Genomic DNA, 22,697 nt, shown 5'->3' with positions numbered 1-22,697 from the left:
TCAACCGTAGATTGACACCCTCCCGGCGTCAATCCACGCTTGACAGTCATTTGCGCCCCTGGCGGCCCCCCGCTGCTCCGCTCCTCCAGCCCTCCAGCCCTCCAGCCCTCCAGCCCTCCAGCCTTCCGGTCAGAACATGCTCAGCAACGCCTCGACCGACGGCTCGGCCCCGCAGCCCGGCCCCGGCAGGCCGAGTTCGAACCAGACCGTCTTGCCGCGCGGCGTACGCCTGCTGCCCCAGGCCGCGCTGAGCATCCCGACGAGCTGGAGGCCGCGGCCGCCCTCGTCGGTGTCCCGGGCCCGGCGCCTGCGCGGCTGGACCAGACCCGCGTCCCACACCTCGCAGACCAGCGTCCGGTCGCGCAGCAGTCGCAGCCTGATGTCGCCCTCGCCGTATCGCAGGGCGTTGGTCACGAGCTCACTGACCAGCAACTCCGTGGTGTCGACGAGCGGTTCGAGTTCCCAGGTGGTGAGCTGCTCGCGTGCGAGCTCCCTGGCCCGGCCGACCGAGCGGGGCTCGCGCGGCAGCGTCCAGTCGCCGACCTGGTCCGCGGGCAGCCCCTGGACCCGGGCCATGAGGAGAGCGATGTCGTCCTCGCCGTGCTTGGTGTCGAGGGTGCCGAGGATGTGGTCGGCCACGTCCTCCAGCGGACGGGACGAGCCGGTGAGCGCCCTGCGGAAGGCGTCCAGGCCCTCGTCTATGGGGTGCTCGCGGGACTCCACCAGCCCGTCGGTGTAGAGGGCGAGCAGCGCTCCGTCGGGGAGTTCGACCTCGACCTCCTCGAAGGGCTCCCCGCCGACCCCGAGGGGCATGCCGGGCGGGACCTCCAGCATCAGCGCCTCCTCGCCGGGCTCGACGAGGGCCGGAGGCAGGTGACCTGCGTTGGCGAAGGTGCAGCGTCTGGTCACGGGGTCGTAGACGGCGTAGACGCAGGTCGCCAGGTAGACCTCGGAGAGGTCGGCGTCGCGGGCCTGGAGCGCGGCGGAGCGCGATGCCTTCTGGGCGCCGCTGTGCTGTCCGCCCGGGGCTCCGAGCCCGCGGGCGATCTCGTCCAGCGCCGAGAGCACCTCGGCCGGTTCCAGGTCGAGCAGCGCCAGGGTCCTTACGGCGGTGCGCAGTTCGCCCATCGCCACGGCGGCCCGCAGCCCGCGCCCCATGACGTCGCCGACGACCAGAGCGGTGCGGTGGCCGGGCAGTTCGATGACGTCGAACCAGTCGCCGCCGACCTCGGTCGCGGTGTTCCCGGGAAGGTAGCGGCAGGCGATGTCGAGCCCGGCCGCCTCGGGGTCGCCCGGGGGCAGCAGGCTGCGCTGGAGGATCAGCGCGCGTTCGTGCTCCCGCCGGTAGAGCCGTGCATTGTCGATACTGACGGCGGCACGGGCGGCGAGTTCCACGGCGAGCGCGCGGTCGCGTTCCCCGAAGGGCTCGCTGCCCCGGGTGCGGGAGAACTGGGCGAGCCCGACGACGGTGTCGTGGGCGACCATCGGCACGGCGAGCGTGGAGTGCACCACCGCGCCGAGGCCGATGCCGGCGCTGTCGGCCTCCGGGCCGGGGACGTTCTGTACCCGGGCGGTGCGCAGGGCGTTCGCGCAGGGTGAGTTGAAGGGATAACGGTGCACGGCGCCGACGGCGATCGGGCCGCCGTCGGGGGCGCCGCCCGCGGTGGTCAGCGGGGCGTCGGAGACCGCGCTGGCGAAGGCGACCCTGCGCAACTCCGCACTGCCGTCGGCGAGTCCGGGTGCCGCCTCGTCGCCGGCCATCAGCCCTTGGTAGAGGTCGACGGAGGCGAGGTCGCAGAAGCCGGGCACCACGACGTCGAGGAGCTCGCGTGCCGTGGTCTCCAGGTCGAGGGAGTTGCCGATGCGGGCACCCGCCTCGTTGAGGAGGGCGAGGTTGCGCCGGGCGTTGGCGGCCTCGCGCGCGGCGACGTGCCGCCGGGTGACATCGATCCCGATGCTGGCGACGCCGACGGGGCGGCCCGAACCGGTGTGCACCCGGTAGAGGTTGAGGGACCAGTGCTTGCGCTCGCTCTTTCCTTCCCCGCCCTCCCGGGCGGGCAGTTCCCCGACCACCTGCAGGTCCGTGATGGACTCGCCGGTCTCCAGGACGCGCCGGAGCGCGGCGGTCAACCGGTCCGCCTCGTTGCGCGGCAGGTATTCGTACGGCGTGTGGCCGCGGTGCTCCTCGACCGCGCCGCCGAAGATGGTCGCGAAGCGCTGGTTCGCACGCTGAATGCGCAGCTTGTCATCGAACAGCAGAAAGCCGAAGGGAGATTGGCCGAAAATAGCCTGCGAAGAGGCGAGGTCGGTCTCGATCTGACGCAGGGCGCGGACATCAACGACGATACAGAGAGCGGCCCTTCGGCCACCGTCCGTCTCCGTGGGCATCACATAGATCTCGGCGAGGCCGGTGAGCCGGCGCTGTCCCGGTATCCGGAAGGGGACGATTCCGGTCCATTCCTTGCCGTCGAGGATCTCCGCGACCTTGCGGTGACCGCGGTCGCGCAAGTCGGCGGGGACGAAGGCCTCCACGGGGTCGCGGCCGAGGACATCGGCCGCTGCCAGGCCGAACAGTTCGGCGGCCCGTGTACTCCACTGCTCTATGAGGCCGTCGGGCCCCAGAGAGAAGGAGCCGACCCGGATGTAGTCATAGATCGAGCCGGGAGGGCTGATCTGCCACACCGCCCCGGCCGCCGTCTCCTCGGGCGCTCCCGCCCTCGCTGGTATCTCGCTCACGCGACCGTCCCCTCCAGCTCATTGCGCATGGACCGGCCCTCGCCGAAGTATCCAGCACTACGGCCGCACTACACACGACGTTCACGATCACAGCACGATCACGGCCGTTTCCGGCCGAGATCGCTGCGCCTTCACTCTTCCATGCTTCTAACCAGGCAGTGCCAGCTCGAACCACACGGTCTTGTCGCCCTCGCCGGGTCTCGTACCCCACCTGAGGGCCGTGCAGGCCAAGAGCCTTGGTCCGCGGCCGGTTTCGTCGTCCGAGGCGGCCGTCCGCGAACGCGGACGGCGTTCATGTCTCCAGTGCTCGCCCGCGAGCCCGAGCGCCCCATACACCCCTTGCCCGGCGGCGCACGCAGTCCCGGCCACGGGAACACCCGGCGGGCTTCGGGCAGCGAACGCGGAACCGGACAGCGGATTTCGGCCACGAACGACCCCTGCGAACACATGACATGTGAAGATCGCCGGCTGTCGGCACGCGGTCCGTTCGCGGCGCCCCTCCGGGCGGCGGGGCACGCGGCCCGCGGTGCGGTGCGAGGCGGGTCGGCGCAACAGTGCCGATCGGGGCGCGAGTCGGGTGCGCGCCCGGGACTCGCGTGCGGCAGCGCGTTCAGCGCGCGGGGCGCCTCAGAGCGGCTTCGGCGACGGCCGGGCGGTCCTGGTCGAGCCAGTCGACGTCGTGGATCTCGGCGGGGGCGAGCCAGCGGAGTTGGTCGTGGTCCTGCAGCGGCCGCGGCTCCCCCGAGACGAGCCGCGCGGTCCAGACCCGCAGGACATAGCCGCGTCCCAGCGGCCACTCACCAGGCACCCGCTCCAGCGGCTCCGCCTCGACGCCCAGTTCCTCACGGAGTTCCCGGACCAGCGCCTGCTCGGCGCTCTCCCCCGGCTCCAGCTTGCCGCCGGGAAGTTCCCAGCGGCCCGCGAGCTCGGGCGGGGCACTGCGGCGCGCGGCGAGCAGCCTGCCCCCGGCGTCGAACAGGGCACCGCCCACCACCACGCGGACCGCGGTCTCGGAATGCTGCATGCGCCGGAGCCTACGCCGTGAACGGCCCCCGGCAGGGGCCTGCGGCGGACCGGCCGACGCTCCGGGGTCAGCCTGGGCTCTGCCCCATCCTCTCGACCCAGTAGAGCTGCTTGTGGCTCCGGTCGTCGAGGCTGTCCACGATCTTCTGGGCCTCCGCACGCGTGGCGTAGCGGCCCACCCGATAGCGGTTGCCGTTGTCGTCCTGGCGTATCACCAGCCAGGGGAGCAGCGCGGCGCTCTCGGCCATCACGCCTCCACGCCCTCGACCACGCGCGCCTCCACGCGCCTTTCCCGCCCTGCCGGAGAAACCCCACTCTGCATATGCCTGAGCCTACGCCCGACCTTTACTCAGCGGATACGACTTTGCACAAAGAGATACGCATTCGGCCACCGGGGACAGGCGCCCCGGGCCCGTGCGCCCCCTTCACGCCCCCGGCATCACGTGGGTGGCACCCGAGGGCGCAATCCCGGGGTGACCTGCACCGAAACCGACGCGGGACGCCTGGCGCCCGCCCCCGGATACCCCATCGCGGCCCCTACCGCGGGCAGCGCCGCCGTGAACGACCGAGGACCGGGGAAAATCCTAAGAAGGCCGGAATTGAGACGGTCACAAAACGGGTCCCGCCCGCCTCCGCCGGGGGGAGCACCCCACCGGTCACCGCCACAACGGATCACCGCACCGGAAGGTGATACGCGAGGCGGTAGCGGTCGGCCGGGATGACGAGGTCGGCCGTCTCGACCGGGCGTCCCGAGGCGTAGAAGGTCCGCTCGACGACGATCACGACATGACCGGGCACCCCGCCGAGCGCCATGATCTCCTCGGCCAGACCCGGGCGCGCACCGACCTCCTCCACCACGTTGTCCACGACGACGTCGATGGCGGCCATCCGGTCGGCCACGCCGCAGCCCCCGAGCGGCCCCTCCTCCGGCAGCATCACCGGCGAACGCCCCGTGACCGCCAGGGGCTCCCACGAGGTAGACAGCATCATCGCCTCACCCGCGTCGCGGTAGACGTAGCGCGTGCACATCACCCTGTCCCCGGCCGTGACACCGAGGCGGGCGGCGATCGCGGGTGACGCCTCGAGCTGCTCGCTGCGGGACTCCCAGGTGCCGCGCGCGTCCCCCTCCGCCTGCTCCTGCCGGAACGGGGTCGTCGGGCCACCGCCCTGAGGTCGGTATCCGGAGCGGGCCACCCGCTTGGGGACGGGCTGTTCACGCACATAGGTGCCGGAGCCGGAGCGGCCCTCGACGAGCCCTTCGGCCATCAGCACCTTGCGGGCCTCGAGGGCGACCGTGTCGGAGACTCCGTACTCCTCACGGATCCGGGCCTGGGAAGGCAGTCGGGTGTGCGGGGGGAGTGAACCGTCGACGATCTTCCTCCGGAGATCGCCCGCGACACGCAGATACGCGGGCTGCTCACCGAATGCCACTGGCCACTCCCCTCAGGTGTACAGACAGCAACACCCTGGCAACCGAATGTTGTTGACCGCAACCCTGGGCCAGAGATTCACTCGAAGTGATGACAACTGCCTCACCTGGGTTTTCGTGACGGATGAGACGGCAGAGGCCCCGGGGGCCGGCGCCCAGGCTCATGCGCGACCTCGACCCCGCCGGGCGGCACAGGCATCCGCCCCCTTGCGGTCCGTGCGGACCGCAAGGGGGCGGAGTCATGAGCGGGAAGCCGGATCCCGGGGGATCACGGCCGGATCAGAACTGGAGGGCCCAGGAGTCGATCTTCCCGGTGTCCAGGCTCGCGTTGTCGCTCACGCGCAGTTTCCACGTGCCGTTCGCGGTCTCCGAGGAGGCGTTGACGGTGTACGTGGTGTTGATGTTGTCGGTGCTGCCGCCGGTGCCGTAGCCCTTCAGCGTGTACGCCGTGCCGTCGGGGGCGATCAGCTGGACCTGGAGGTCACCGATGTACGTGTGCTGGATGACGACCGGGACCTGGAGCGCGGAGGGCGCGTTGCCGGAGACTCCGGTGACGGTGATCGGCGACTCGACGGTGGAGTGGTCCGCGATGGCGTAGTCGGCGGTGTTCTCGAAGCGGTCACCGGGCGGCGGGGTGGTGCCGCCGCTGCCGACGCGCAGCAGGCGGTTGGGCGAGCCGGAGCCGGGGCTGGTGACCACTCCGGTGGTGGCGGAGGAGACCAGGGCGCTCTGGACCGCGGCGGGCGTGGCGGAGGGGTTGTCCGCCAGGTACAGCGCGGCCGCTCCGGCGACGTGCGGGGTCGCCATCGACGTGCCGGAGATGGTGTTCGTCGCGCTGTCGCCCGTGCCCCAGGCGGAGGTGATGGAGGAGCCGGGGGCGAACAGGTCGAGGACGCTGCCGTAGTTCGAGTAGCTGGCCTTGGCGTCGCTGCTGGTGGTGGCGCCGACGGTGATGGCCTCGGTGACGCGTGCGGGACTCCTGGTGGAGGCGTCCGTCGTCTCGTTGCCCGCCGCCACGGCGTAGGTGACGCCGGAGGCGATGGAGTTGCGTACGGCGGTGTCGATCGCGGTGTCGACGCCGCCGCCCAGGCTCATGTTGGCGACGGCCGGCTTGACGGCGTTCTGGGTGACCCAGTCGATGCCGGCGACGACCTGGGCGGTGGTGCCGGACCCCGAGTTGTTCAGGACGCGTACGCCGACGACCCTCGCCTTCTTGGCGACACCGTAGGAGGTGCCCGCGACGGTACCGGCGACGTGCGTGCCGTGACCGTGGCCGTCCTGGGCGGTGTTGTCGTTGTCGACGGCGTCGTAGCCGTAGGAGGCGCGGCCGCCGAAGTCCGTGTGGGTGATGCGGACACCGGTGTCGATGACGTACGCGGTGACACCCTCGCCCGCGGTGTCGTCGTACGTGTAGCTCTGGTCGAGCGGGAGGGCCGCCTGGTCGATGCGGTCCAGGCCCCACGAGGGCGGGTTGGGCTGGGTGGCGTCGATCGTGAACGTGCGGTTCTGCACGACCGATTCGACGGCGGGGTCGGCGGCGAACCTCTTGGCCTCGGCCTCCGAGAGTTCGACGGCGTAGCCGTTGAGGGCCGCCTTGTACGTGCGTTCGATCTTCGCGCCGTACTGCTTGGCGAGGGCCTTGCCCTCGGCGGAGCCGGCCCGGGCCGCGTCCTCGTCGAGGGTGACGATGTAGCTGCCCGCGATGGTGCCCTCGGCGCCGGCGTTCTGGATGACGCCCAGGGGCCCGTCGGCGGCCGCGGCCGGGAGCGCGGAGAGAGTGCCGAGTGCGAGCGCCGCCACGGCGATCGCGCTCGCGCCGGCCAGTCTTCGCCTCGATGTACGCATCACTGCCATGTGAGGGGTCCTCCTCATCGGTGGTGCGTTGGTGGGGGGTGACCGGGACCGGCGGGCAGGGGTCACCGGCCGGATCCGGACACGGCGGACGCGCGAGCGCACGTGGATCATGCGCATGACAATTACAGACGCGGAAAGCCGCCCTGAATCGAGCCCGGCCGCCAGCGAAAGATTGACGCAAAGCCAGTCGACGCACAAGGGCGCCACAGCAGACACACAGGAACGATGAGTTCCGTCCCGTGCCGCGGTCCTATTCACCGCGGGACCCCGCCCGCCCGGCAGAACAGGAGCCCTCCCATGCCCACCACGGCACCCGCCACCACCCTGGACAGGCGTTACAGCGACCCGGACGCCGCACCCGTCGACTGGGCGACGGCCCGGAGGCGCCTGGAGGACGCCGAACTGTTCTGGCTGACCACGGTCCGCCCCGACGGCTGCCCCCACGTCACGCCGCTGATCGCCGTCTGGCTCGACGGCGCCCTCCACTTCGGCACCGGGCCGCGCGAGCGCAAGGCCCTCAACCTCTCCGCGAACCGCAACGTCGTCCTCACCACCGGCACCAACACCCTCCACGAGGGCCTCGACCTCGTCGTCGAGGGCCGCGCCGACCGGGTCACCGACGAAGCCCGCCTCCTGCGCCTCGCCCGGGCCTGGGAGGCGAAATACGGCCCCGACTGGCGCTTCGACGTCCGCGACGGCTCCTTCTGGAGCGACCACGGCCCCTGCCTGGTCTTCGCGGTGACCCCGGAAACGGCGTTCGGCTTCGCGAAGGGAACGTACGGGCAGACCCGCTGGCGGTTCTGAACCGGCCCGGCCCCGCGTGCGGGCGGGGCCGTGGCGCGTCGCTGCCTGTACGGGTCAGCCGCGGACAGCCAGCTCCACGAAAGCCGCCCACTGCTCCGCCCCGACCGCGAGGACCGGCCCGTCCGCCCGCTTGGAGTCCCGGACGCGGACGGCTCCTGAAGTCCGAGCGACCTCAACGCATTCGCCGCCGGCCCCGCTGCTGTAGCTGCTCTTGATCCAGGTCAACCGGGCCTCGCCCGAGTTGGTCGCCTCGTCCGTCATGCTTCTCCCAGCACCTTCTCGATGTGCGCCAACGACTCACTGGGGGTCAGCGCCTGTGCACGGATGATGCCGTACCGGGCTTCCAAGGCACGTACCTGTTTCCGGTCCGTGTAGAGACGGCTGTCCTCCTGGACCTCAACATAGGCGCACCGGTGAACAGGTGTCTCGATCAACGTGATTGGGCCACCGGTCCCCGCGTGATCCGTACGGCTTGTCGGCATGACCTGGATCTCGACGTTCCTCGCGCGACCGACACGGAGGATCTGCTCCAGTTGCGCGCGAAGGACGCTCGCGCCTCCCAGTGGCCGGTGGAGCACGACTTCCTCGATCACGAAACTCAGCAGGGGAGCGGGCCTCCGGGCGAAGATCTCCTGCCGGGCCATGCGTGCGGTGACTCGTTCCTCGATCGTCTCGTCGCTCAGGAGCGGTCGCCACATCGCGAACACCGCCCGTGCGTACGCCTCCGTCTGCAGAAGGCCCGGAACTGCCTGGTTCGCGTAAGCGTGAAACTCGACCGCCTCGGCCTCAAGGCGGGCCGCCTCGCGGAAGAAGGACGGATACCGGGCCCGGGCCACCTCCCCCTTCATCGCGGCCAGCACCCCTCCCCCGCCCACGGCCGCGTCCACCGCGTCGATCATCTCCGGCTTCGGGATGCGCCGCCCCTGCTCGACCGAGGCGACCTGGGCCTCCCCGTACCCCACTCGCGCGCCCAACTCCGCCTGCGTCAGCCCCGCCGCCTCACGCAGCAGCTTCATCTGCCGTCCGAAGCACCGCAGAAACACCGCACCGGCGTCCGAATCCCGCTGCGCGTCCGGCCCGGCGGCCGGACCCACCGCGCTGACCGAATCCGCCCCGTCAGCCGCCACTGTCACCAGCCTCCCGCCCGTGCCCTCGTCCCGCTCGCGCTTCTCTCGCACGGTAACGACGCGGCGGCTCACCCGTCCCTCACTCGTCCTGACCTCCGCCGAAGGAGTGACGCCATCGGTCCCCGTCGCCCCACCGCGCGGCCCCGTACAGGGCCAACAGGCACGACCGCGTCCCCGACAGAACACCGCCGTACGCACATCCCTGCTGGTCAACGGGCATGACCGTACGGAACGTTGAGGGTCATGCCGATGACGCACCACCCGCCCTCCCACCGACCGCCGAGGTCCGGACCGACCGCCTCCGGGACCGGCACGCTGACCACGGCCACGGCCACGGTCGCGCCCACCGCCCCGTCGCCTCACCGGACCTTCGCCGTGCGGGTGCCGTCCACTCCTCGCGGGGCGCGGCAGGCCCGGCAGACCGCGGCGCTGCGGCTGCACCTGTGGGGCTGTCCGCGCGGCTCGGCGCCGCACGAGCTGATCGTCCTGGTGGTGGGGGAACTCGCGGCCAACGCCGTCACCCACGGGTACGTACCGGGGCGGTGCGTGCTGGTGCGGATGGTCGAGTCGGCCGGGCGGCTGCGGGTGGAGGTGAGCGACACCCGGGGCGAGCGGCTGCCGGTCCTGCCGCCGCGGGACACGGCCGAAGTCTCCGGCCGGGACGAGGAGTCGGGACGCGGGCTGGCCCTGGTCGCGGCCCTCTCCGACGCCTGCGGCGTCCGGCCGCGCGGGGGCGGCGCCCCCGGCAAGACGGTGTGGGCGGAGTTCATCACCGGCGCGGACGCCACCCCCGCCCCCTGACCATGGACCATGTGGCCGTCAGGTCATCAGCCCGGCGGCGACCGTCGCTCCCAGTTCCCAGCACGCCTCGATGTCCGCCTTGCCCGGCTCGCCCGTCACCGTCACGGGCTCCGCCGTACGCCGCCAGCCCAGGCCCGTCGTGATCGACTCGATGCCCCGGACCGTGCCGGTGACGTCGTTGCCGCCGTGGACGTAGTAGCCGAACGGCCGGCCCCGCGTCTCGTCCAGGCACGGGTAGTAGACCTGGTCGAAGAAGTGCTTGAGGGCTCCGGACATGTAGCCGAGGTTCGCCGGCGTGCCCAGCAGGTAGCCGTCGGCGCCGAGCACGTCGGACGCCGTGGCGGAGAGCGCCGCACGCCGTACGACCCGGACGCCTACGATCTCCTCCGTCGTCGCGCCGGAGACGACCGCTTCGAACAGCGCCTGGCAGTTCGGCGAGGGGGTGTGATGGACGATCAGCAGAGTGGCCACGTACCCGAACCCTGCCGTCCCGTCCCCCGGACCGCAAGCCGGGCACGGTTCCCCGGCCGCGCGTCCGGTCTCCGCATCCGGTCTCCGCGTCCGGTCTCCGCGTCCGGTCTCCGCATCCGGCCGCCGCGTCCGGCCTGGCCCGCCGCCCCGCCCGTGGCGTTGTGGGCGCCCGCCGGAAGGTGGAACGATTCCACGGACCGTCAGCCACAAACGGAAGGTTCATGCTGATGAACGGGGATCAGGCCTCACCGGCCGCCACGGTGTTCGACGCGCTGGGTGCCGAGTACGAGAAGGCGTTCGCGGGGTCCGCCGCGCACCGTTCGTCGCTCGACTGGCTTCTGGGACGGCTCGGACCCGGCAGCCGGGTGCTCGACGTGGGGAGCGGAACGGGCCGGCCCACGGCGGACACCCTGACCGGTGCGGGACACGAGGTCCTGGGGATCGACGTCTCCCCCGTCATGGTGGAACTCGCCGCGCGGCAGGTGCCGGACGCCGCCTTCCGGTGCGCCGACGTCCGGGAGATCCCGCTGGCGGAGTCCTCGTTCGACGCGGTCTGCGTGTACTTCTCGCTTCTTCAGATGTCACGGGACGAGCAGTCCGCTCTCCTGCGGCGGCTGGCCCGGGCGCTGCGGCCGGGCGGCTCCCTGGCCCTGGCCACCGTTCCCGCGGACGTGGAGGACTTCGAGGTCGACTTCATGGGCCAGAAGGTCCGGGCGACGAGCTTCGCCCCCGAGGACCTGACCGCCGCTCTGGCCGGGGCCGGCCTGACCGTGGAGTCGCACGAGAGTGTGCTGTTCACCCCGTCCCACCCGGACGCCACACCGGAACCGCACCTGTTCGTCCACTGCCGGCGCGAGGAGTCCGGGCCGGCCGCCTGACCCCGGCGCGGCGCGGGCACGACCGCGGTGTCCGCGCGGCCCGGTGCAGCACCCTCGCACGTGCACCGCGGTGAGGCGGCCGGAGCACGCCGGCCACACCTGCCGCACGCCCTCCCTCCAGGTTCGCGGCGACATCGCCTGCTCCTCGTGATCGATGGAGACCGGACGGCCTCTACCCTGGGGCAGAGGCATGGATCCTTCGGACGGCGGACGTGATCGCGGGCCCCGGGACGAAATGCTGAGGCCATGTCCTTCGCAGTTCTCCTCACCGTGTGCGGCCTCGTGATCGTCGGCATGACCGTCCTTTCCCTGCGCAACGAGCCGCCGTTCTGGGCGGTCCTGCTCATCTGCCTGGCCGCCTACCCGCTGGCCGCCCCTCTGCTCCGCCTCCCACTGCTGTCGGGTGCCGGGCACACTTCGGTCGTCGAGTGGGGTGTGCGGCTGGCCCTCATCAGCACAGGCACGGCCGCGCTGAGCCTGGTGCGGGGACGGCGCAGGAAGCAGGAGCCTGTTCCCGGCCATGCGTGAACCGACCCGCATGCCCGGGGCCCGCTCCGGTGTGCGACGGCCGGCGGTACGGCTCGGTAGGCCGGAGAACACCTCTTCAGACACTTCTAGGAGCGCAATGACGCGCAGCACGCATCGGCCGGCCGGTACCCGCTGGACGGCAGCAGCGACGGCTGTCGTGTCGGCCACCCTGCTGTTTCTCGCCGGACCCGGCGTGACGGGGCAGGCGGCGGCCGCGCAGGACGGGCCGAACTACGTTGCGCTCGGCGACTCCTACGCCTCGGGCGCCGGTCTGGCCGGGGTGACGGACAAGGAATGCGACCGCACCACGGGCAGCTACGCCAACCTCGTCTCCCGGACGTCGGCGGGCAGAACCGCACCTTCAAGGACGTCACCTGCAGCGGTGCCACGACGCGGAGCATCTGGAACCACCAGGGATCGAAGCCGCCGCAGGCCGACGCCCTCACCCCCGAAACCAAGCTGGTGACGGTGACCCTGGGCGGCAACGACATCGGCTTCTCCAGTGTGCTCACGACCTGCGTTCTGGTCGCCTCGTCCGACCCGGCCGGCAGCCCGTGCGAGAAGTACTTCACCGCCAGCGGCAAGGACGTGCTCGGCGAGCGCATCAACACGCTGGAGGGCCGCATGCGCGGCGTGATCACCGACATCAGGCGTCGCAGCCCCGAAGCGAAGGTCGTCGTGGTCGGTTACCCCGCGCTGTTCCCCGACAACGGCGTCGGCTGCGGGGAAGTGCCGTTCGCCAAGGGCGACTTCGCCTTCCTGCGGAACACGACGAAGAAGCTCAACCGCGCGCTGGAGCGCCGGGCCGTCGCCGGCGGTGCCGGTGTCTCCTACGCGGACACGTACTCGGTCACGGTCGGGCACGACATGTGCCAGCCCCGCGACCGCCGGTACGTCGAGTCCCTGACTCCCGCGCAGAACACGTTGGCGGCCCACCCGAACAGCATGGGTCAGTGGTTGATGGCGTCCGCCGCCTACGCCCGGATCCTCAAGCCGTAACACGCGGCCGCAGGCGGCCGACGGGGCCGGTGCCATGGGCGCCGGCCCCGTCGGCCGTCCAAGCGCGATGGCGCGGGGGAAGTTCTCGAATACCGCCTCCGGACGCCTCACGGTGCGGACCCGACGCGAACCCGGCGCGGACCCACCACGGGGTGGGCGAAGGGGCCGGGCTCTTGAGAGCCCGGCCCCTTATGACCTGCGTGTTTGCCACGTCAGCGACGTGGTGCTCTTTCATCCGCTCACACGTTGAAGCGGAATGTCTGCGGGCTGATCCTGAACTGCGGCGGAGCCTCGTCCAGAGCTCTGACCTGGGATTTCCTTGTTGGCATACGTTGGCTCCCGACGGCCGTTTACGGGTGTCCTGCGGACTGGCTGCGGACTGCCAGGCCCTACGTCAGCCTTGGAAAGGTTGACGCCGGAACCGGCCCGTCGCGTGGGCCAGCCGCCGCTATCCGGTCCTGCTCCGGGTATCTCGTGCCGGATGAGCTGCCCGGCTCGTGCGAGACCTGCCCCGCCTGCTGCCGGGAGGACGACGGAGCTCCGGTTCCGCTGGCCGACCGTGGCCGGCGGGTGAACAACACTCGCCGATCGAGGCCCAGCGCAACCACCAGGTCTTCGGCTCCCGCGATCCGCACCGCCTGCGATGGCCCCTCCCTGACAGGTATTTCCTGCTCACAGGTGCTTGGTATCCAATTGCGGTTCAAGGTCAAGCACAAGGCGACATAGCGCCTCGTGAACATCGGTGTAGGCCAGTAGGAAGACCTCGACAACCAGTGAGGACGGGTGCGTACGAAGGTAGTCGACGATCGCACTCACCATCGTCTCCACCGTCCCTCGGAGGTCACCGTCACTAGCCCCCGTCCCGAAGAGCGGAAGCACTACGGATTGAAGATCCTCACCTTCTCTGTTCAGGCGATCCAACTCCGCAAGCACGTTTCGCACGCAGCGGCCCACATCGCGGACTTGGCGGTAGCCGCTACCAGGCTCTCCCTCGACGGCAGCCACATGCACAATGCGCCTGACTCCGTGGCTCTCGATCAACTCGCCTGATGCGGTGGTCACCACTTGACCTGCCATGACGCCTGACACACCAGCCATCCGCCCGGCGAGCTCAGAAGCAATGGTGTCCTGCACAAGGTTGCCTGCCGCATCTCGCCGCCCGCCGAGATACCGTAGGGTCCCTGAGATCGTTGGTTCGGTGATCCGGGACATCTCCATGCGGGTATTCTCTGTATTCACCCACACGTCAATGTCCGTGACATTTGCCAGATTACCCGTAACAAATCCAACGCGATGCTTGGCATCGCCGCGGAGCGGAGCCAGGACGCGTGCACACTGCTGCAGGGGGCGGGGAGGACTGACTATTACCTGCTCAACTTCCAGTTGACGCTTTGCAGCAGCAGACTCCTCACGTGCCGTAGCAAGTGCGGCCAGCACCTCGTCACGCTGATTGGTCCGGGACAGCCAACCAAACGAGGCAAGCATGAAGAACGCGACGAAACCTGTCGCGCCTCCCAGCGTGAAGCCAAGTGCGCGCCCCTCGGAGATAGAGTCCGGAAATACGGAGAATAGAAGAAGGGCTCCGCCAAGGGAATAGAGAAATATTGACGGCAGCTGAAGGGCATACTGTCGACCAGCTCGATCCGGACTCGATGACCAAATCTGCAGCCCGATGCCAGCGGCCATCAGGATGAACGTAATGCTCAGCTGTTGAGTATTCATTCAGCACCCGCCCTCCGCAGCAACCGGCTTATGAGGTCCATTCTTTCAGAATAGACCGAGCACTGAGTCACCCGCGCCACGAACCTCACATCAAACCCTTCGCACGAGAGATTCTCACCGCTCAGCGTCCCGTGATCCTCTGGAAACGACGCTTGAGTTTTGCCAACTCTCTCTTCATTTCCTCACTGGCTCCGGCCGCGACCACGCTTTGCGAGTGGATTCTGAGCCAGTCGTCCCGAAGACGCTCCATCAGCTCCTCATCGAGAGTCCGGAGGGAACTTCCATCCGGAGCCAGAACCAGGAGGGCATAACGCAGGAATGCATCCCAGGTGACTAGGTTGTTTGGATTTGCCTCGCTAGCACCTTCAAAGGCGTCGATCGCGCGGTCGTAATACTGCTCCACGTCTCTCCCGGAGCCGTATGCAGCTTTGACAAGGAGAACTGTTCCGAGGGTGGTGAGGCTGTACGAGTCTCGGACAATATTTACTGCACGGAGCACGAACGACTCCGCCTTTGCCAGCACCTCCGGTTTTGATCTGCCCACATGTCGGTTCAGGATGGCCCGCTGCTCCCAATAGCGTGCGCTCCAATCGCCAAATGTCGGGGACAGTGATTCGTACCACTGATCGAGGTCTTCATTCGGAAATACACTCGACACGTTCTTGTAGGCCATGAAGGAACCCACGAGCAGCGATGTTGCATTCCGCTCCCGCTGGCTAGTCCTGCCCAGGCGCGGGGCGACGCGCTGCATGGCTGCACCTATTGTCGCGAGTGCCTCTCGACTACCAAGCCGCGCTACGCAGGCTTCGAGTGCCATCCAACGCTGCCTGGGCTTGATCCAGATACCGTCTGTTTTCAGCACCGAAGAAAGTGGATGGCCGTCGCGAATCAGTCGAACGAGAGAATCGCTCTCCATGCCCACCATTCGAGCTGCATCGGAGGCGTGAAACCTGCGATCAAAGCGCGATGCAAGAGCAGCAAGCAAGAGGACAGCAATGTGGTTCGGGTCAGTGATAGCGTCAACCAGCTCACTCACCCTCCGGCCAAATCCTGGAGCGTTCTCCAGCTCGGCCATCGAATCGAACAACTCACGCCCGCGAAAATGAGCCAGGCGACGGTAGTCCTTCTTCTCGGACTCAAGGATTCCCAGTCGCCCAATCGACTGAAGCTTATCAACCAGCCGTGCAGCATCGGTTTTCGTGAGGTGACTATTGATGGTCGTCACGCGGTTGCGGGCTAGGTATACCTCGTCGATTCGCCCGAGCACGTTCGCGGTCCGATCCACCTGATCGACAGCAACACAGATAATCTGGAGATCCGCGCTTCGCGCCAGGCTCAACAAAGACGCGACGTCGTCGGCAATGTCTGCGACGGAATCAAACAGCAGTGCGACCGCCTTCCCGCCGGCAGCAAACTGGACAATGGCATCGATGTCCGGGCGCTCGTCTCCAACATAAAGGTATGTCCGCCACGAAAGGGTCCTCAGCGCCTTCCCAATAGCAAGCAGCCCGGTGGTGCGGCCGGTCAAGCGTTTCCCCACATAGACCATGGCCGTGTTCGTACGGATGCTTCGGCCGATCTGTTGACAGTCAGCTGAAGCTTGCCTAATCCAGTCAAGATCCGCATTCAGTCCATTCTGAATGTCGACCCATTCAGGCTCGTCGCCCCCAATGAAATCGTGATCCTGAGACGACTTCCGAGGGGTGTCGAGTCTCAATTCCCTGAACTGCCGCCCCACCCGGAATGTAACCTCTTCGCGGCTACTCGGGGCCTCCTTCAGGTTCATGCCCGTAAGCTCCGGCCAGGCATCCGCAAACTCCTCGGCAGTCATCCGCACAGGCACGAGATTCCACTTACGGAGATCTCTCTCAACGGCTTCCGAGATACTCGGGCTCACGTAAAAGCTGGGGGCTTCATGAGATGGCGTCCTATTGGCGATCACTGCTTCAATGTCCGGCTCGTCTCGCAACCTAGCTCCGATGATCACAAAAGGAAGGAGCCCATAAGTGTCGCGGAAATTGAGCGGCCAGGCTGCACTAGCCATCGAGCTGCCCGAGTATTCACTCAAGGAAAAGACCAGGCGGCGCCTCTCCACGTCGCGATCGACACACCCGTGCAAATGCACGACGGAGAGGTGGCGACTCTGACGAAACTCGTCATCCCAGTTCAAGGTAACCAGGGAGCGCGACTCATCAGATCGTACACGCGCATACGCCTGCTCGAAGACATCATCAATATTGAGGGTCCAAACCGTCGACCACGGGGTCCTGGCATAGACGTCCATCCAGTCCGGCGGCGTGACCTCCCAGAAGGTACTCCTGAGCCAGTCGTAGACCTCATTCTCTCCTGCGTCTTCAACCGCACGGGCGTAGATTCGCCACAGCAGGTCACCTTCCTCAATCGGCACATTGAATCGCTTAGCCAATAGCGTCGCCAATTCAGGGCCCGTCGGCAGCCTAGAGCCATTCCTAGAAACTGCGTCACGACTTGCTCCGGCACCCAGCAGTAGGTGGTAGTCCCCGTTATGGACGGCCCGCCTAAGGGCTTTCTTCTGATCGGCCGTGAGTTCAATCGCCATCAACACTCAACCTCTCCGCTAATCCTTTTGCTCGTCTTCTTCTTGCAAATGCCAGGATCAAACGATCGGCACGGAACTTCTACCGCTCCTCTAACAGTGCCTGGGGGCCTCGGTATGAGGTGACGGAGAAAGTGAGCGCATTACGCCGCCGTCCAGCCCTGAACGGACATGTCCATCCCACCGCTCAGGTAGTGGCGGAGGGCGCTGGCCGTGGTGTCGACGAATGCGTCGGGGATGGCGTTGGCGTCGACCCAGCGGACCTGGGAGTGCTTGCGGGGTTCGCGGTTTTCGGGTTCGCCGGTCCATTCGTGGGCGGCGAAGACGACCGTGAGGAAGCCGTTGGGAGCTTCGACGCCCCAGGCGCCGTGGATGATATGGGCGACCTTGAGGGACTCGGGCTTCACCATGAGGCCCGTCTCCTCGTAGACCTCGCGGACTGCGGTTTCCGTGATGGGTTCGCCCGGCTCGCTCTTGCCGACGGGGAGGTCCCACAAGCCCTGGCCGAACTTGGCGTTTTCGCTGCGCTGGAGGAGGACGACGCGGTTGGTCTCCTTGCCGTGGACGATGACGGCCGCGACCAGCAGGGTCATCGATTCGAGCGCCGGCTTGAGGGCTTGGGAGCGGTCGTCGGTCTGCTGGGCCACGGTGTTCCCTTCGTCGGGCGGGTCGTTGGGCATGTTAGGCGAGGGCTTCGCGGGCGCGTCGGGCGAGATCGGCCGCGCCTGGGACACGGCGGCGCTGGTAGACCGCGAGCGTGGAGCGGATTGAGGTGATCGCCTTCCGGGTCCGGTCGGAGGTCATTCCCTCCATGAGGACCAGGGCCAGGGTCCATGCGGCGACCGCTTCGTCGGCACTGGCCTGGGCGGCGAGGCTGTCGCCGAGGTCTGCGTGGGTGAGGGCGTGGACGCGCTTGTACTTCGCAGGGTCCCAGCGGGTGAGGGCGTCGCGGTGCTGCTGTTCGGTGCCGATGTGGTCCGCGAGGTCGGTCAGGGTGCGGGCGGTGTGGCTGGCGACGGTGCCAGCGGCCGGGCCGCTCACACGGGAGTAGCTGGGCTGGGGACCGTCGTCCCGTAGGAGGGCGTCCTCGGCGGCGAGCAGTGCGCGTGCGGCCGACGAGTTCTCGTCGGTGGCGGCGTAGGCGCGGGCGTGGGTGATGTGGAGGAGTGCCTCGGTCTGACCGTCGACGTGACCAAGACCCCTGCGTAGGGCGCCTTCGACGAGGTCGACGCAGTGGTGGGGCTGCTTGAGGCTCAGGGCCTGGTGGGCGAGAGCGCGCATCATCCAGGCGGCGTGGCCGTGCGGGTCGGCTTCGCAGGCGAGCTGGTAGCCGAACTGGTAGTAGCGCTGGGCGGCGCCTTCCTGGCCGAGGTCGTGGTGCTTCCACCCTGCGAGGTAGGCGAGTTCGGCGACGGCGCCGAAGACGGCCCGGCGTAAGGCTTCGCTGGGGAAGCGTCCGTGCAGCATGGGGGCGGCTGTGTCGGCCAGGTACGCGGTGACGGTGGTCAGGCCGTGCCCGCCGCCGAGGCGCTCGTCGGCGGCGCTGAAGGCCGCGGTGATCTGGCGTACGACGTCCACGTCCTCCGCGCCGACCAGGGACGTGCCCGTGCGGGCGCGGAGCATGCAGGCGGTGGCCTCGTGGTCGTAACCGAGCGGCATGGCGACGCCGGCGGTGGTGAAGGCCGCGATGGCGAGGAAGCGGCGGCGCTCGACGTCGGCGCGGCCCAGGTCGGTGACCGCGAGGACCGGGTCGGATTCCGTCGGCGCATCGTCATCACCGGCCTGGAGGCCGATCTCGATCTGGGTGACCGTGCGCCCCGCTCTACGGGACAGAGCTTCGGCCAGGTACTGGCCTACCCGGCCCGACGGGGCACGAGTGCCGTTCACCCAGTGCGAGACGGCCGACTTGTTGGTCTGGAGGATCTCGCCGTTCTCGGCGGCCACGCGCCGCACGTCTCTGGCGAGGGCCTCGTAGGTGCAGTCGACCGCCGCAATGACGTCGCGCAGACGGGAGTTGGGGGCTCTCTGCGCCGCCACGATCGCCTCCGCCCTGGAGCTGTAAACCGCGTATACCGCTTCAACTGCCTTCCACCGTACCCACTGAGCGTGACCACCGGTTCACTTATCAGCAGCCGCCCGGAACGGCGCGACCGTGATCCAGGCTCCCCCTTGGTCCGGGCGGCACCCCGAAGTTCCGTACGCCCACACCGGGCTCGGGCATTCCTGTGCCCAAACCTGGCCGATCAGAGACGGAGACACGGTGACCACCATCGACACCACGCCACCGCCGTACGGGAGGAGGTACGCGTGTGGTCCATGTCCGGCGTCGAGCGCGTGGCCTTCCCCGACGGCTCCACGGCCATCTTCAAGTACGCCAAGAAGCCCTTCGACAGCGAGGACCAGGCTCTCCGCCTGGCCCACACCCTCGGGGTACCCGTCCCCCAGGTCCACGCCTCCGCCGTCCTGGACGGCTGGCTCGGCATGCTCATGGAGGACCTCGGACGCTCCGTACGCGAGGCCGACGACCTCGACGGCGTCGCCGCGGCCGTGGTCCTGCACGGCACCCGCACGGCTCCCCCCTTGCCCGTCCTCGACCAGGACCGGCTGCGGACCCTGCCGGCCCGGGCACTGGAGCACCTCGAACGGCTGCGCAAGGCCGACCGGTGGCAGGACGCCAACGACGTCGAGGACGCGCTCGACAGGATCGCCCAGGCCGCCGAGGCCCGCTCGGCCGGAGCGACCATCGCCCCCTTCGGCTGGGTGCACTCCGAGTTCCACCCCACCAGCCTCCACATCGGCGAGCGCGGCTGGCGGCTGCTTGACTTCGCCCGCGCCTTCACCGGCCCCGGCCTGCTCGACCTCGCCAGCTGGCACGGCACCATCGAGCCCCCGCACCCCGTGCGCCTCCGCGTCTTCCTGGAGCAGTACGTCACCGTCGGCGGTACCCCCGACGCCCTCGCCCCGCGCGGCGGGCTCACCGCCGCGAACTGGGCCCAGGGCTGGCACCGCATGTGGGCCGTCGAGTGGTTCATGGAGCAGTCGATCCGCTGGATCGACAACCCTGCCACCGACCCCGCCTACATCAAGGCTGTCCGCCGCCACCTCACCGACGTCCTCCACCTCCTGGAGATCTGACGTGCTCGCCCAGGCATCCCCCTGGCACGCCCACGCCCTCCAGCGCACCGCCGCCGGACTCGCCGAACCCCTTTCCGTACCCACCCGGATGGAATGGACCACGAGACCCGGCCAAGGGCCCGGAGCCGAGATCCTCGGCCCCGACCTGCGCGGCAAGCGACTCCTGGAACTCGGCTGCGGCCCCGGCCACAACGCCGCCCACCTCGCCACCCGCCACGGCGCGCACGTCACCGGCGTCGACCTGGTCGGCCTCCAGGTCCGCCGCGCCCGCTCCCACTACGGACGGCTGAACAACCTCACCTTCGTTGCTGGCCACGCCCTGCACTGCCTGCACGCCTCTGACGAGCAGTTCGACGCGATCTACTCCGTCTTCGGAGCCATCGGTCTCGTCGCCCCCGAGCTCCTGCTCCCGGCCATCGCCCAACGCCTCACGCCCGGGCGAGTGCTGGCCTTCTCTGTCCCCCACCCGCAGCGCGGCGGTCGAAGCCCCTCCGGCGACGACCGGCCCCGCCGCGACTTCGTCACCTTGCCCGACCGCACTCGGCTCCCCATCGCCCGATGGGAGTTCGATACCGACCGTTGGGAGAGGCACCTCAGCCGAGCGGGCCTCTGGCTCACTTCGGCCCAGGAGTTCAACGACCCCGCATGGGCCACTGGCCCACCACCCTGCTGATCCGCGCCCGCAAGCTCTGACCAGCCATTCGCCCCGGCTTCCCCCGGAGGAACCGATGCGCCCGCCTTACCTGCTCCTCGACATCGACGGCGTCCTCATACCCTTCCCCAACGCGGACGGCTCGACCCCGGCCACCCACGCCCGCCACGACGTCGTCCCCACCGGCCGGAGCGCCGACAACCCGGTCACCGTCTGGCTCGACCCTGCCCACGGCCCCATGCTCATGGACGTGATCCGCACCGGCCTGGTCACCCCGGTCTGGTGCACCAGCTGGCGCCAGGACGCCACCACCCTCATCGGCCCGCTCCTCGGCCTTCCAACCCTGTCGTACGTCGATCTCCCGCGTCCGCAGATCACCACCAGCCACCCCAACGGCTACCTGTGGAAGCGCGACCACGTCGACGCCTGGCTGGGCGACGCCCCCGCCGTCTGGATCGACGACGACTTCACCGGCCTCGACCATGAATGGGCGGCGGAGCGCACTGCGAAGGGAACGTCGACCCTCCTCATTCAGCCCGACCCACACCACGGGCTGCAGCCCGAGCACCTGACCGGGCTCACGACGTGGGTCTCGCAGTTACCCACAGCCCGCGCCGCCTGACGCCCTGATGCCCTCGCTGCCACGAGCAGCGAGGGCATCAGAGTGTTGCTCGAGCGTGAGCCGTCTGCGGTCTGCGGCACGTATCGGCGGCGCTGATGTCGGAGTCGGCTGGAACACTGCGGTCGTGATCAACGAGATGACCCCAGACCTTTCTGGTGCTCCCGCTGGCTCCCTGCCACCCAGAGCACAGGCAGAGCTCGCCGGCACCGCCTGGGAGGAGCTGCCGCACGTCTGTACGGGCCAGCACGGTGTGCCTGACACACCGGACATCCTCGGCGCTGTGCTCGCCGCCGACCCGGCCCGCCGGGTACGGGCGGTAGGCGATCTGTATCGGCTGCTCCTCAATCAGGAGCAGGTGTTTCCGGCGACCGCTCCGGCAGCCTTGGTCCTGGCCGGTCTTCTCGACGATCCACGCACCCTCGCCGAAGACCGGTGGGAGCGCAGGGCCGGTCGGCGGTCGCTTCGCGCCGAACTGCTGAACTGGCTGGCTTCGTTCGCCGACATCGCCCGCCTGGACATCGAGGACGGCGTCGGCACGGCGCAGAATCTGGCCGCCGCCCGAACGGCAAGGCCAATACTCCACGACCGCATCGCGGACTTCTGCGACGCCGACGATCCACTGGTGAAGGAGGCCGCGCTCGCGGCCACCGCCCTGCTCGGTCGTGTCCCTTAAGCACGGCGTGTACGTCTGCCCGCCCAAGACCGCTCGCTCGCACCGCACGGTCCCGCTCCCCCGCATGGCAGTGGATGCGATGAAGGCCCACCTGCGGGACTTTCCCACCGACGGGCCTGAGGGCTGGATCTTCACGGCGCCGCAGGGCGGACCGGTGGTCTACACGCACTTCATGGACGGATCCTGGCGGCCCGCCTGCGCGAAGGCCGGCATACCGAAGGGCACCGGACCCCACGCCTACTGGTTCAACAACCAGCGCCTCCACACCGCGATCGGAGACATCCCGCCCCACGAGCACGAGACCAACCATTACGCTCAACACCAGCCCCAACCGGCGGCTGGAGTCAGCGCATAGAGCCTCCACCGATCCCGGAGCGGTTCAGGGTCCGTCTTCAAACGGATCTTGGAGCAGCCATGCAACGGCGAGCGTGGCACGGGAGGCGGGGGCTGGAAATGCCGTGGGCGCCGGTGCTCCCTCAAGCAGCGGCGCCCACTCACCCCTGCCCGAGGTGGCTTCTGGGTGTTTTCTCAGAGGGGGTTGTCAGGGGACGAGGATGAGGCGGATCGGGTCGCCGATCTTGTTCTCCAGCCGGTGGACGGCGTCGGCGGCGTCGGCGAGCGGGATGTGGTCGGTGATGGAGGGGGCCAGGTCGAGGCGGCCGGCTGCG

21 protein-coding genes and 3 pseudogenes are annotated in these 22,697 nt (G+C 69.0%); 10 read left to right on the top strand and 14 right to left on the bottom strand.

Features of this window, described 5'->3' with window-relative positions; translation table 11 throughout:
* Nucleotides 1-129 precede the first annotated feature (129 nt).
* From GUY61_RS09520 to GUY61_RS09500, 6 genes and pseudogenes are all read right to left on the bottom strand, one after another.
* Entirely contained in the window at nt 130-2,736 is a 2,607-nt protein-coding gene (locus tag GUY61_RS09520; RefSeq protein ID WP_313896593.1) for a SpoIIE family protein phosphatase, read from the bottom strand.
* Between the two features lie 147 nt (nt 2,737-2,883).
* Nucleotides 2,884-3,021, bottom strand: a pseudogene (locus tag GUY61_RS39975) (ATP-binding protein); the annotation flags it as partial.
* Between the two features lie 325 nt (nt 3,022-3,346).
* Nucleotides 3,347-3,760, bottom strand: coding sequence for a (deoxy)nucleoside triphosphate pyrophosphohydrolase (locus GUY61_RS09515; RefSeq protein WP_166629638.1), 414 nt, complete (start codon nt 3,758-3,760; stop codon nt 3,347-3,349).
* 67 nt (nt 3,761-3,827) lie between these two features.
* Nucleotides 3,828-4,007 carry an SPOR domain-containing protein gene (locus GUY61_RS09510; RefSeq protein WP_166629637.1) on the bottom strand — a complete coding sequence of 60 codons (180 nt, stop codon included), beginning with the start codon at nt 4,005-4,007 and terminating at the stop codon, nt 3,828-3,830.
* Between the two features lie 424 nt (nt 4,008-4,431).
* Complete coding sequence (locus tag GUY61_RS09505) at nt 4,432-5,190, bottom strand: GntR family transcriptional regulator (RefSeq protein ID WP_166629636.1); 759 nt, start codon at nt 5,188-5,190, stop codon at nt 4,432-4,434.
* Between the two features lie 277 nt (nt 5,191-5,467).
* A complete protein-coding gene (locus GUY61_RS09500; protein WP_166629635.1) occupies nt 5,468-7,042 on the bottom strand; it encodes a S8 family peptidase in 1,575 nt (524 codons plus the stop codon).
* A gap of 297 nt (nt 7,043-7,339) precedes the next feature.
* On the opposite strand from GUY61_RS09500, the gene GUY61_RS09495 reads away from it, so the two are divergent.
* Nucleotides 7,340-7,846 carry a pyridoxamine 5'-phosphate oxidase family protein gene (locus GUY61_RS09495; protein ID WP_166629634.1) on the top strand — a complete coding sequence of 169 codons (507 nt, stop codon included), beginning with the start codon at nt 7,340-7,342 and terminating at the stop codon, nt 7,844-7,846.
* A gap of 54 nt (nt 7,847-7,900) precedes the next feature.
* Here the strand turns inward: GUY61_RS09495 and GUY61_RS09490 are convergent, their stop codons facing one another.
* Both GUY61_RS09490 and GUY61_RS09485 read right to left on the bottom strand, forming a co-directional pair.
* Nucleotides 7,901-8,107 carry a DUF397 domain-containing protein gene (locus GUY61_RS09490; protein ID WP_166629633.1) on the bottom strand — a complete coding sequence of 69 codons (207 nt, stop codon included), beginning with the start codon at nt 8,105-8,107 and terminating at the stop codon, nt 7,901-7,903.
* Complete coding sequence (locus GUY61_RS09485; protein ID WP_398954848.1) at nt 8,104-9,045, bottom strand: Scr1 family TA system antitoxin-like transcriptional regulator; 942 nt, start codon at nt 9,043-9,045, stop codon at nt 8,104-8,106. The genes GUY61_RS09490 and GUY61_RS09485 overlap by 4 nt, the downstream gene beginning before the upstream one ends.
* Before the next feature lie 171 nt (nt 9,046-9,216).
* Here GUY61_RS09485 and GUY61_RS09480 point away from each other — a divergent pair, with 171 nt between their 5' ends.
* Nucleotides 9,217-9,774, top strand: a complete 558-nt coding sequence (locus GUY61_RS09480) for an ATP-binding protein (protein WP_166629632.1) — start codon at nt 9,217-9,219, stop codon at nt 9,772-9,774.
* An 18-nt stretch (nt 9,775-9,792) separates the two neighbouring features.
* Here the strand turns inward: GUY61_RS09480 and GUY61_RS09475 are convergent, their stop codons facing one another.
* Nucleotides 9,793-10,245 carry a flavodoxin family protein gene (locus tag GUY61_RS09475; protein ID WP_166629631.1) on the bottom strand — a complete coding sequence of 151 codons (453 nt, stop codon included), beginning with the start codon at nt 10,243-10,245 and terminating at the stop codon, nt 9,793-9,795.
* Between the two features lie 227 nt (nt 10,246-10,472).
* On the opposite strand from GUY61_RS09475, the gene GUY61_RS09470 reads away from it, so the two are divergent.
* From GUY61_RS09470 to GUY61_RS09460, 3 genes are all read left to right on the top strand, one after another.
* Nucleotides 10,473-11,123: a class I SAM-dependent methyltransferase gene (locus tag GUY61_RS09470; protein WP_166629630.1), complete on the top strand. Its 651-nt coding sequence runs from the start codon at nt 10,473-10,475 to the stop codon at nt 11,121-11,123.
* A gap of 246 nt (nt 11,124-11,369) precedes the next feature.
* Entirely contained in the window at nt 11,370-11,651 is a 282-nt protein-coding gene (locus GUY61_RS09465; RefSeq protein WP_166629629.1) for a hypothetical protein, read from the top strand.
* A gap of 294 nt (nt 11,652-11,945) precedes the next feature.
* A complete protein-coding gene (locus tag GUY61_RS09460) occupies nt 11,946-12,650 on the top strand; it encodes an SGNH/GDSL hydrolase family protein (protein WP_243766312.1) in 705 nt (234 codons plus the stop codon).
* 672 nt (nt 12,651-13,322) lie between these two features.
* Here the strand turns inward: GUY61_RS09460 and GUY61_RS09455 are convergent.
* The 4 genes from GUY61_RS09455 to GUY61_RS09440 all read right to left on the bottom strand — a co-directional run bounded on the left by GUY61_RS09455 (nt 13,323) and on the right by GUY61_RS09440 (nt 18,984).
* Nucleotides 13,323-14,336, bottom strand: a complete 1,014-nt coding sequence (locus GUY61_RS09455) for a hypothetical protein (RefSeq protein ID WP_243766311.1) — start codon at nt 14,334-14,336, stop codon at nt 13,323-13,325.
* A 157-nt stretch (nt 14,337-14,493) separates the two neighbouring features.
* Complete coding sequence (locus tag GUY61_RS09450) at nt 14,494-16,950, bottom strand: SIR2 family protein (RefSeq protein ID WP_166629627.1); 2,457 nt, start codon at nt 16,948-16,950, stop codon at nt 14,494-14,496.
* 140 nt (nt 16,951-17,090) lie between these two features.
* Nucleotides 17,091-17,627: an NUDIX domain-containing protein gene (locus tag GUY61_RS09445; protein ID WP_166629626.1), complete on the bottom strand. Its 537-nt coding sequence runs from the start codon at nt 17,625-17,627 to the stop codon at nt 17,091-17,093.
* Between the two features lies 1 nt (nt 17,628).
* Nucleotides 17,629-18,984 (bottom strand): tetratricopeptide repeat protein, encoded by a 1,356-nt coding sequence (locus GUY61_RS09440; protein WP_166629625.1) that lies wholly within the window; start codon nt 18,982-18,984, stop codon nt 17,629-17,631.
* Nucleotides 18,985-19,263: 279 nt separating this feature from the next.
* Here GUY61_RS09440 and GUY61_RS09435 point away from each other — a divergent pair, with 279 nt between their 5' ends.
* From GUY61_RS09435 to GUY61_RS39970, 5 genes and pseudogenes are all read left to right on the top strand, one after another.
* Nucleotides 19,264-20,082 (top strand): phosphotransferase family protein, encoded by an 819-nt coding sequence (locus GUY61_RS09435; protein ID WP_243766314.1) that lies wholly within the window; start codon nt 19,264-19,266, stop codon nt 20,080-20,082.
* A gap of 1 nt (nt 20,083) precedes the next feature.
* Nucleotides 20,084-20,775: pseudogene (locus GUY61_RS09430) on the top strand (class I SAM-dependent methyltransferase).
* A gap of 35 nt (nt 20,776-20,810) precedes the next feature.
* Nucleotides 20,811-21,356 carry an HAD domain-containing protein gene (locus tag GUY61_RS09425; RefSeq protein WP_166629624.1) on the top strand — a complete coding sequence of 182 codons (546 nt, stop codon included), beginning with the start codon at nt 20,811-20,813 and terminating at the stop codon, nt 21,354-21,356.
* 124 nt (nt 21,357-21,480) lie between these two features.
* Nucleotides 21,481-22,029 carry a hypothetical protein gene (locus GUY61_RS09420; RefSeq protein ID WP_243766310.1) on the top strand — a complete coding sequence of 183 codons (549 nt, stop codon included), beginning with the start codon at nt 21,481-21,483 and terminating at the stop codon, nt 22,027-22,029.
* Nucleotides 22,030-22,093: 64 nt separating this feature from the next.
* Entirely contained in the window at nt 22,094-22,384 is a 291-nt protein-coding gene (locus GUY61_RS39970; protein WP_243766309.1) for a hypothetical protein, read from the top strand.
* 186 nt (nt 22,385-22,570) lie between these two features.
* On the opposite strand, the pseudogene GUY61_RS39965 reads toward GUY61_RS39970, so the two are convergent.
* Nucleotides 22,571-22,697: pseudogene (locus tag GUY61_RS39965) on the bottom strand (zinc-binding dehydrogenase); the annotation flags it as partial.

The sequence above is a fragment of the Streptomyces sp. GC420 genome (genome assembly GCF_009916105.1).
GTDB lineage: Bacteria > Actinomycetota > Actinomycetes > Streptomycetales > Streptomycetaceae > Streptomyces.
This window is presented reverse-complemented; position numbering and strand designations above follow the sequence as displayed.

Coding starts and splice junctions, on each gene's coding strand:
- GUY61_RS09435 (WP_243766314.1), top strand. CDS start 19,264: ATGTCCGGCGTCGAGCGCGTGGCCTTCCCCGACGGCTCCACGGCCATC.
- GUY61_RS09515 (WP_166629638.1), bottom strand. CDS start 3,760: ATGCAGCATTCCGAGACCGCGGTCCGCGTGGTGGTGGGCGGTGCCCTG.
- GUY61_RS09460 (WP_243766312.1), top strand. CDS start 11,946: ATGCGACCGCACCACGGGCAGCTACGCCAACCTCGTCTCCCGGACGTC.
- GUY61_RS09455 (WP_243766311.1), bottom strand. CDS start 14,336: ATGGCCGCTGGCATCGGGCTGCAGATTTGGTCATCGAGTCCGGATCGA.
- GUY61_RS09510 (WP_166629637.1), bottom strand. CDS start 4,007: ATGGCCGAGAGCGCCGCGCTGCTCCCCTGGCTGGTGATACGCCAGGAC.
- GUY61_RS09500 (WP_166629635.1), bottom strand. CDS start 7,042: ATGGCAGTGATGCGTACATCGAGGCGAAGACTGGCCGGCGCGAGCGCG.
- GUY61_RS09450 (WP_166629627.1), bottom strand. CDS start 16,950: ATGGCGATTGAACTCACGGCCGATCAGAAGAAAGCCCTTAGGCGGGCC.
- GUY61_RS39970 (WP_243766309.1), top strand. CDS start 22,094: ATGGCAGTGGATGCGATGAAGGCCCACCTGCGGGACTTTCCCACCGAC.
- GUY61_RS09445 (WP_166629626.1), bottom strand. CDS start 17,627: ATGCCCAACGACCCGCCCGACGAAGGGAACACCGTGGCCCAGCAGACC.
- GUY61_RS09470 (WP_166629630.1), top strand. CDS start 10,473: ATGAACGGGGATCAGGCCTCACCGGCCGCCACGGTGTTCGACGCGCTG.
- GUY61_RS09480 (WP_166629632.1), top strand. CDS start 9,217: ATGCCGATGACGCACCACCCGCCCTCCCACCGACCGCCGAGGTCCGGA.
- GUY61_RS09425 (WP_166629624.1), top strand. CDS start 20,811: ATGCGCCCGCCTTACCTGCTCCTCGACATCGACGGCGTCCTCATACCC.
- GUY61_RS09490 (WP_166629633.1), bottom strand. CDS start 8,107: ATGACGGACGAGGCGACCAACTCGGGCGAGGCCCGGTTGACCTGGATC.
- GUY61_RS09495 (WP_166629634.1), top strand. CDS start 7,340: ATGCCCACCACGGCACCCGCCACCACCCTGGACAGGCGTTACAGCGAC.
- GUY61_RS09465 (WP_166629629.1), top strand. CDS start 11,370: ATGTCCTTCGCAGTTCTCCTCACCGTGTGCGGCCTCGTGATCGTCGGC.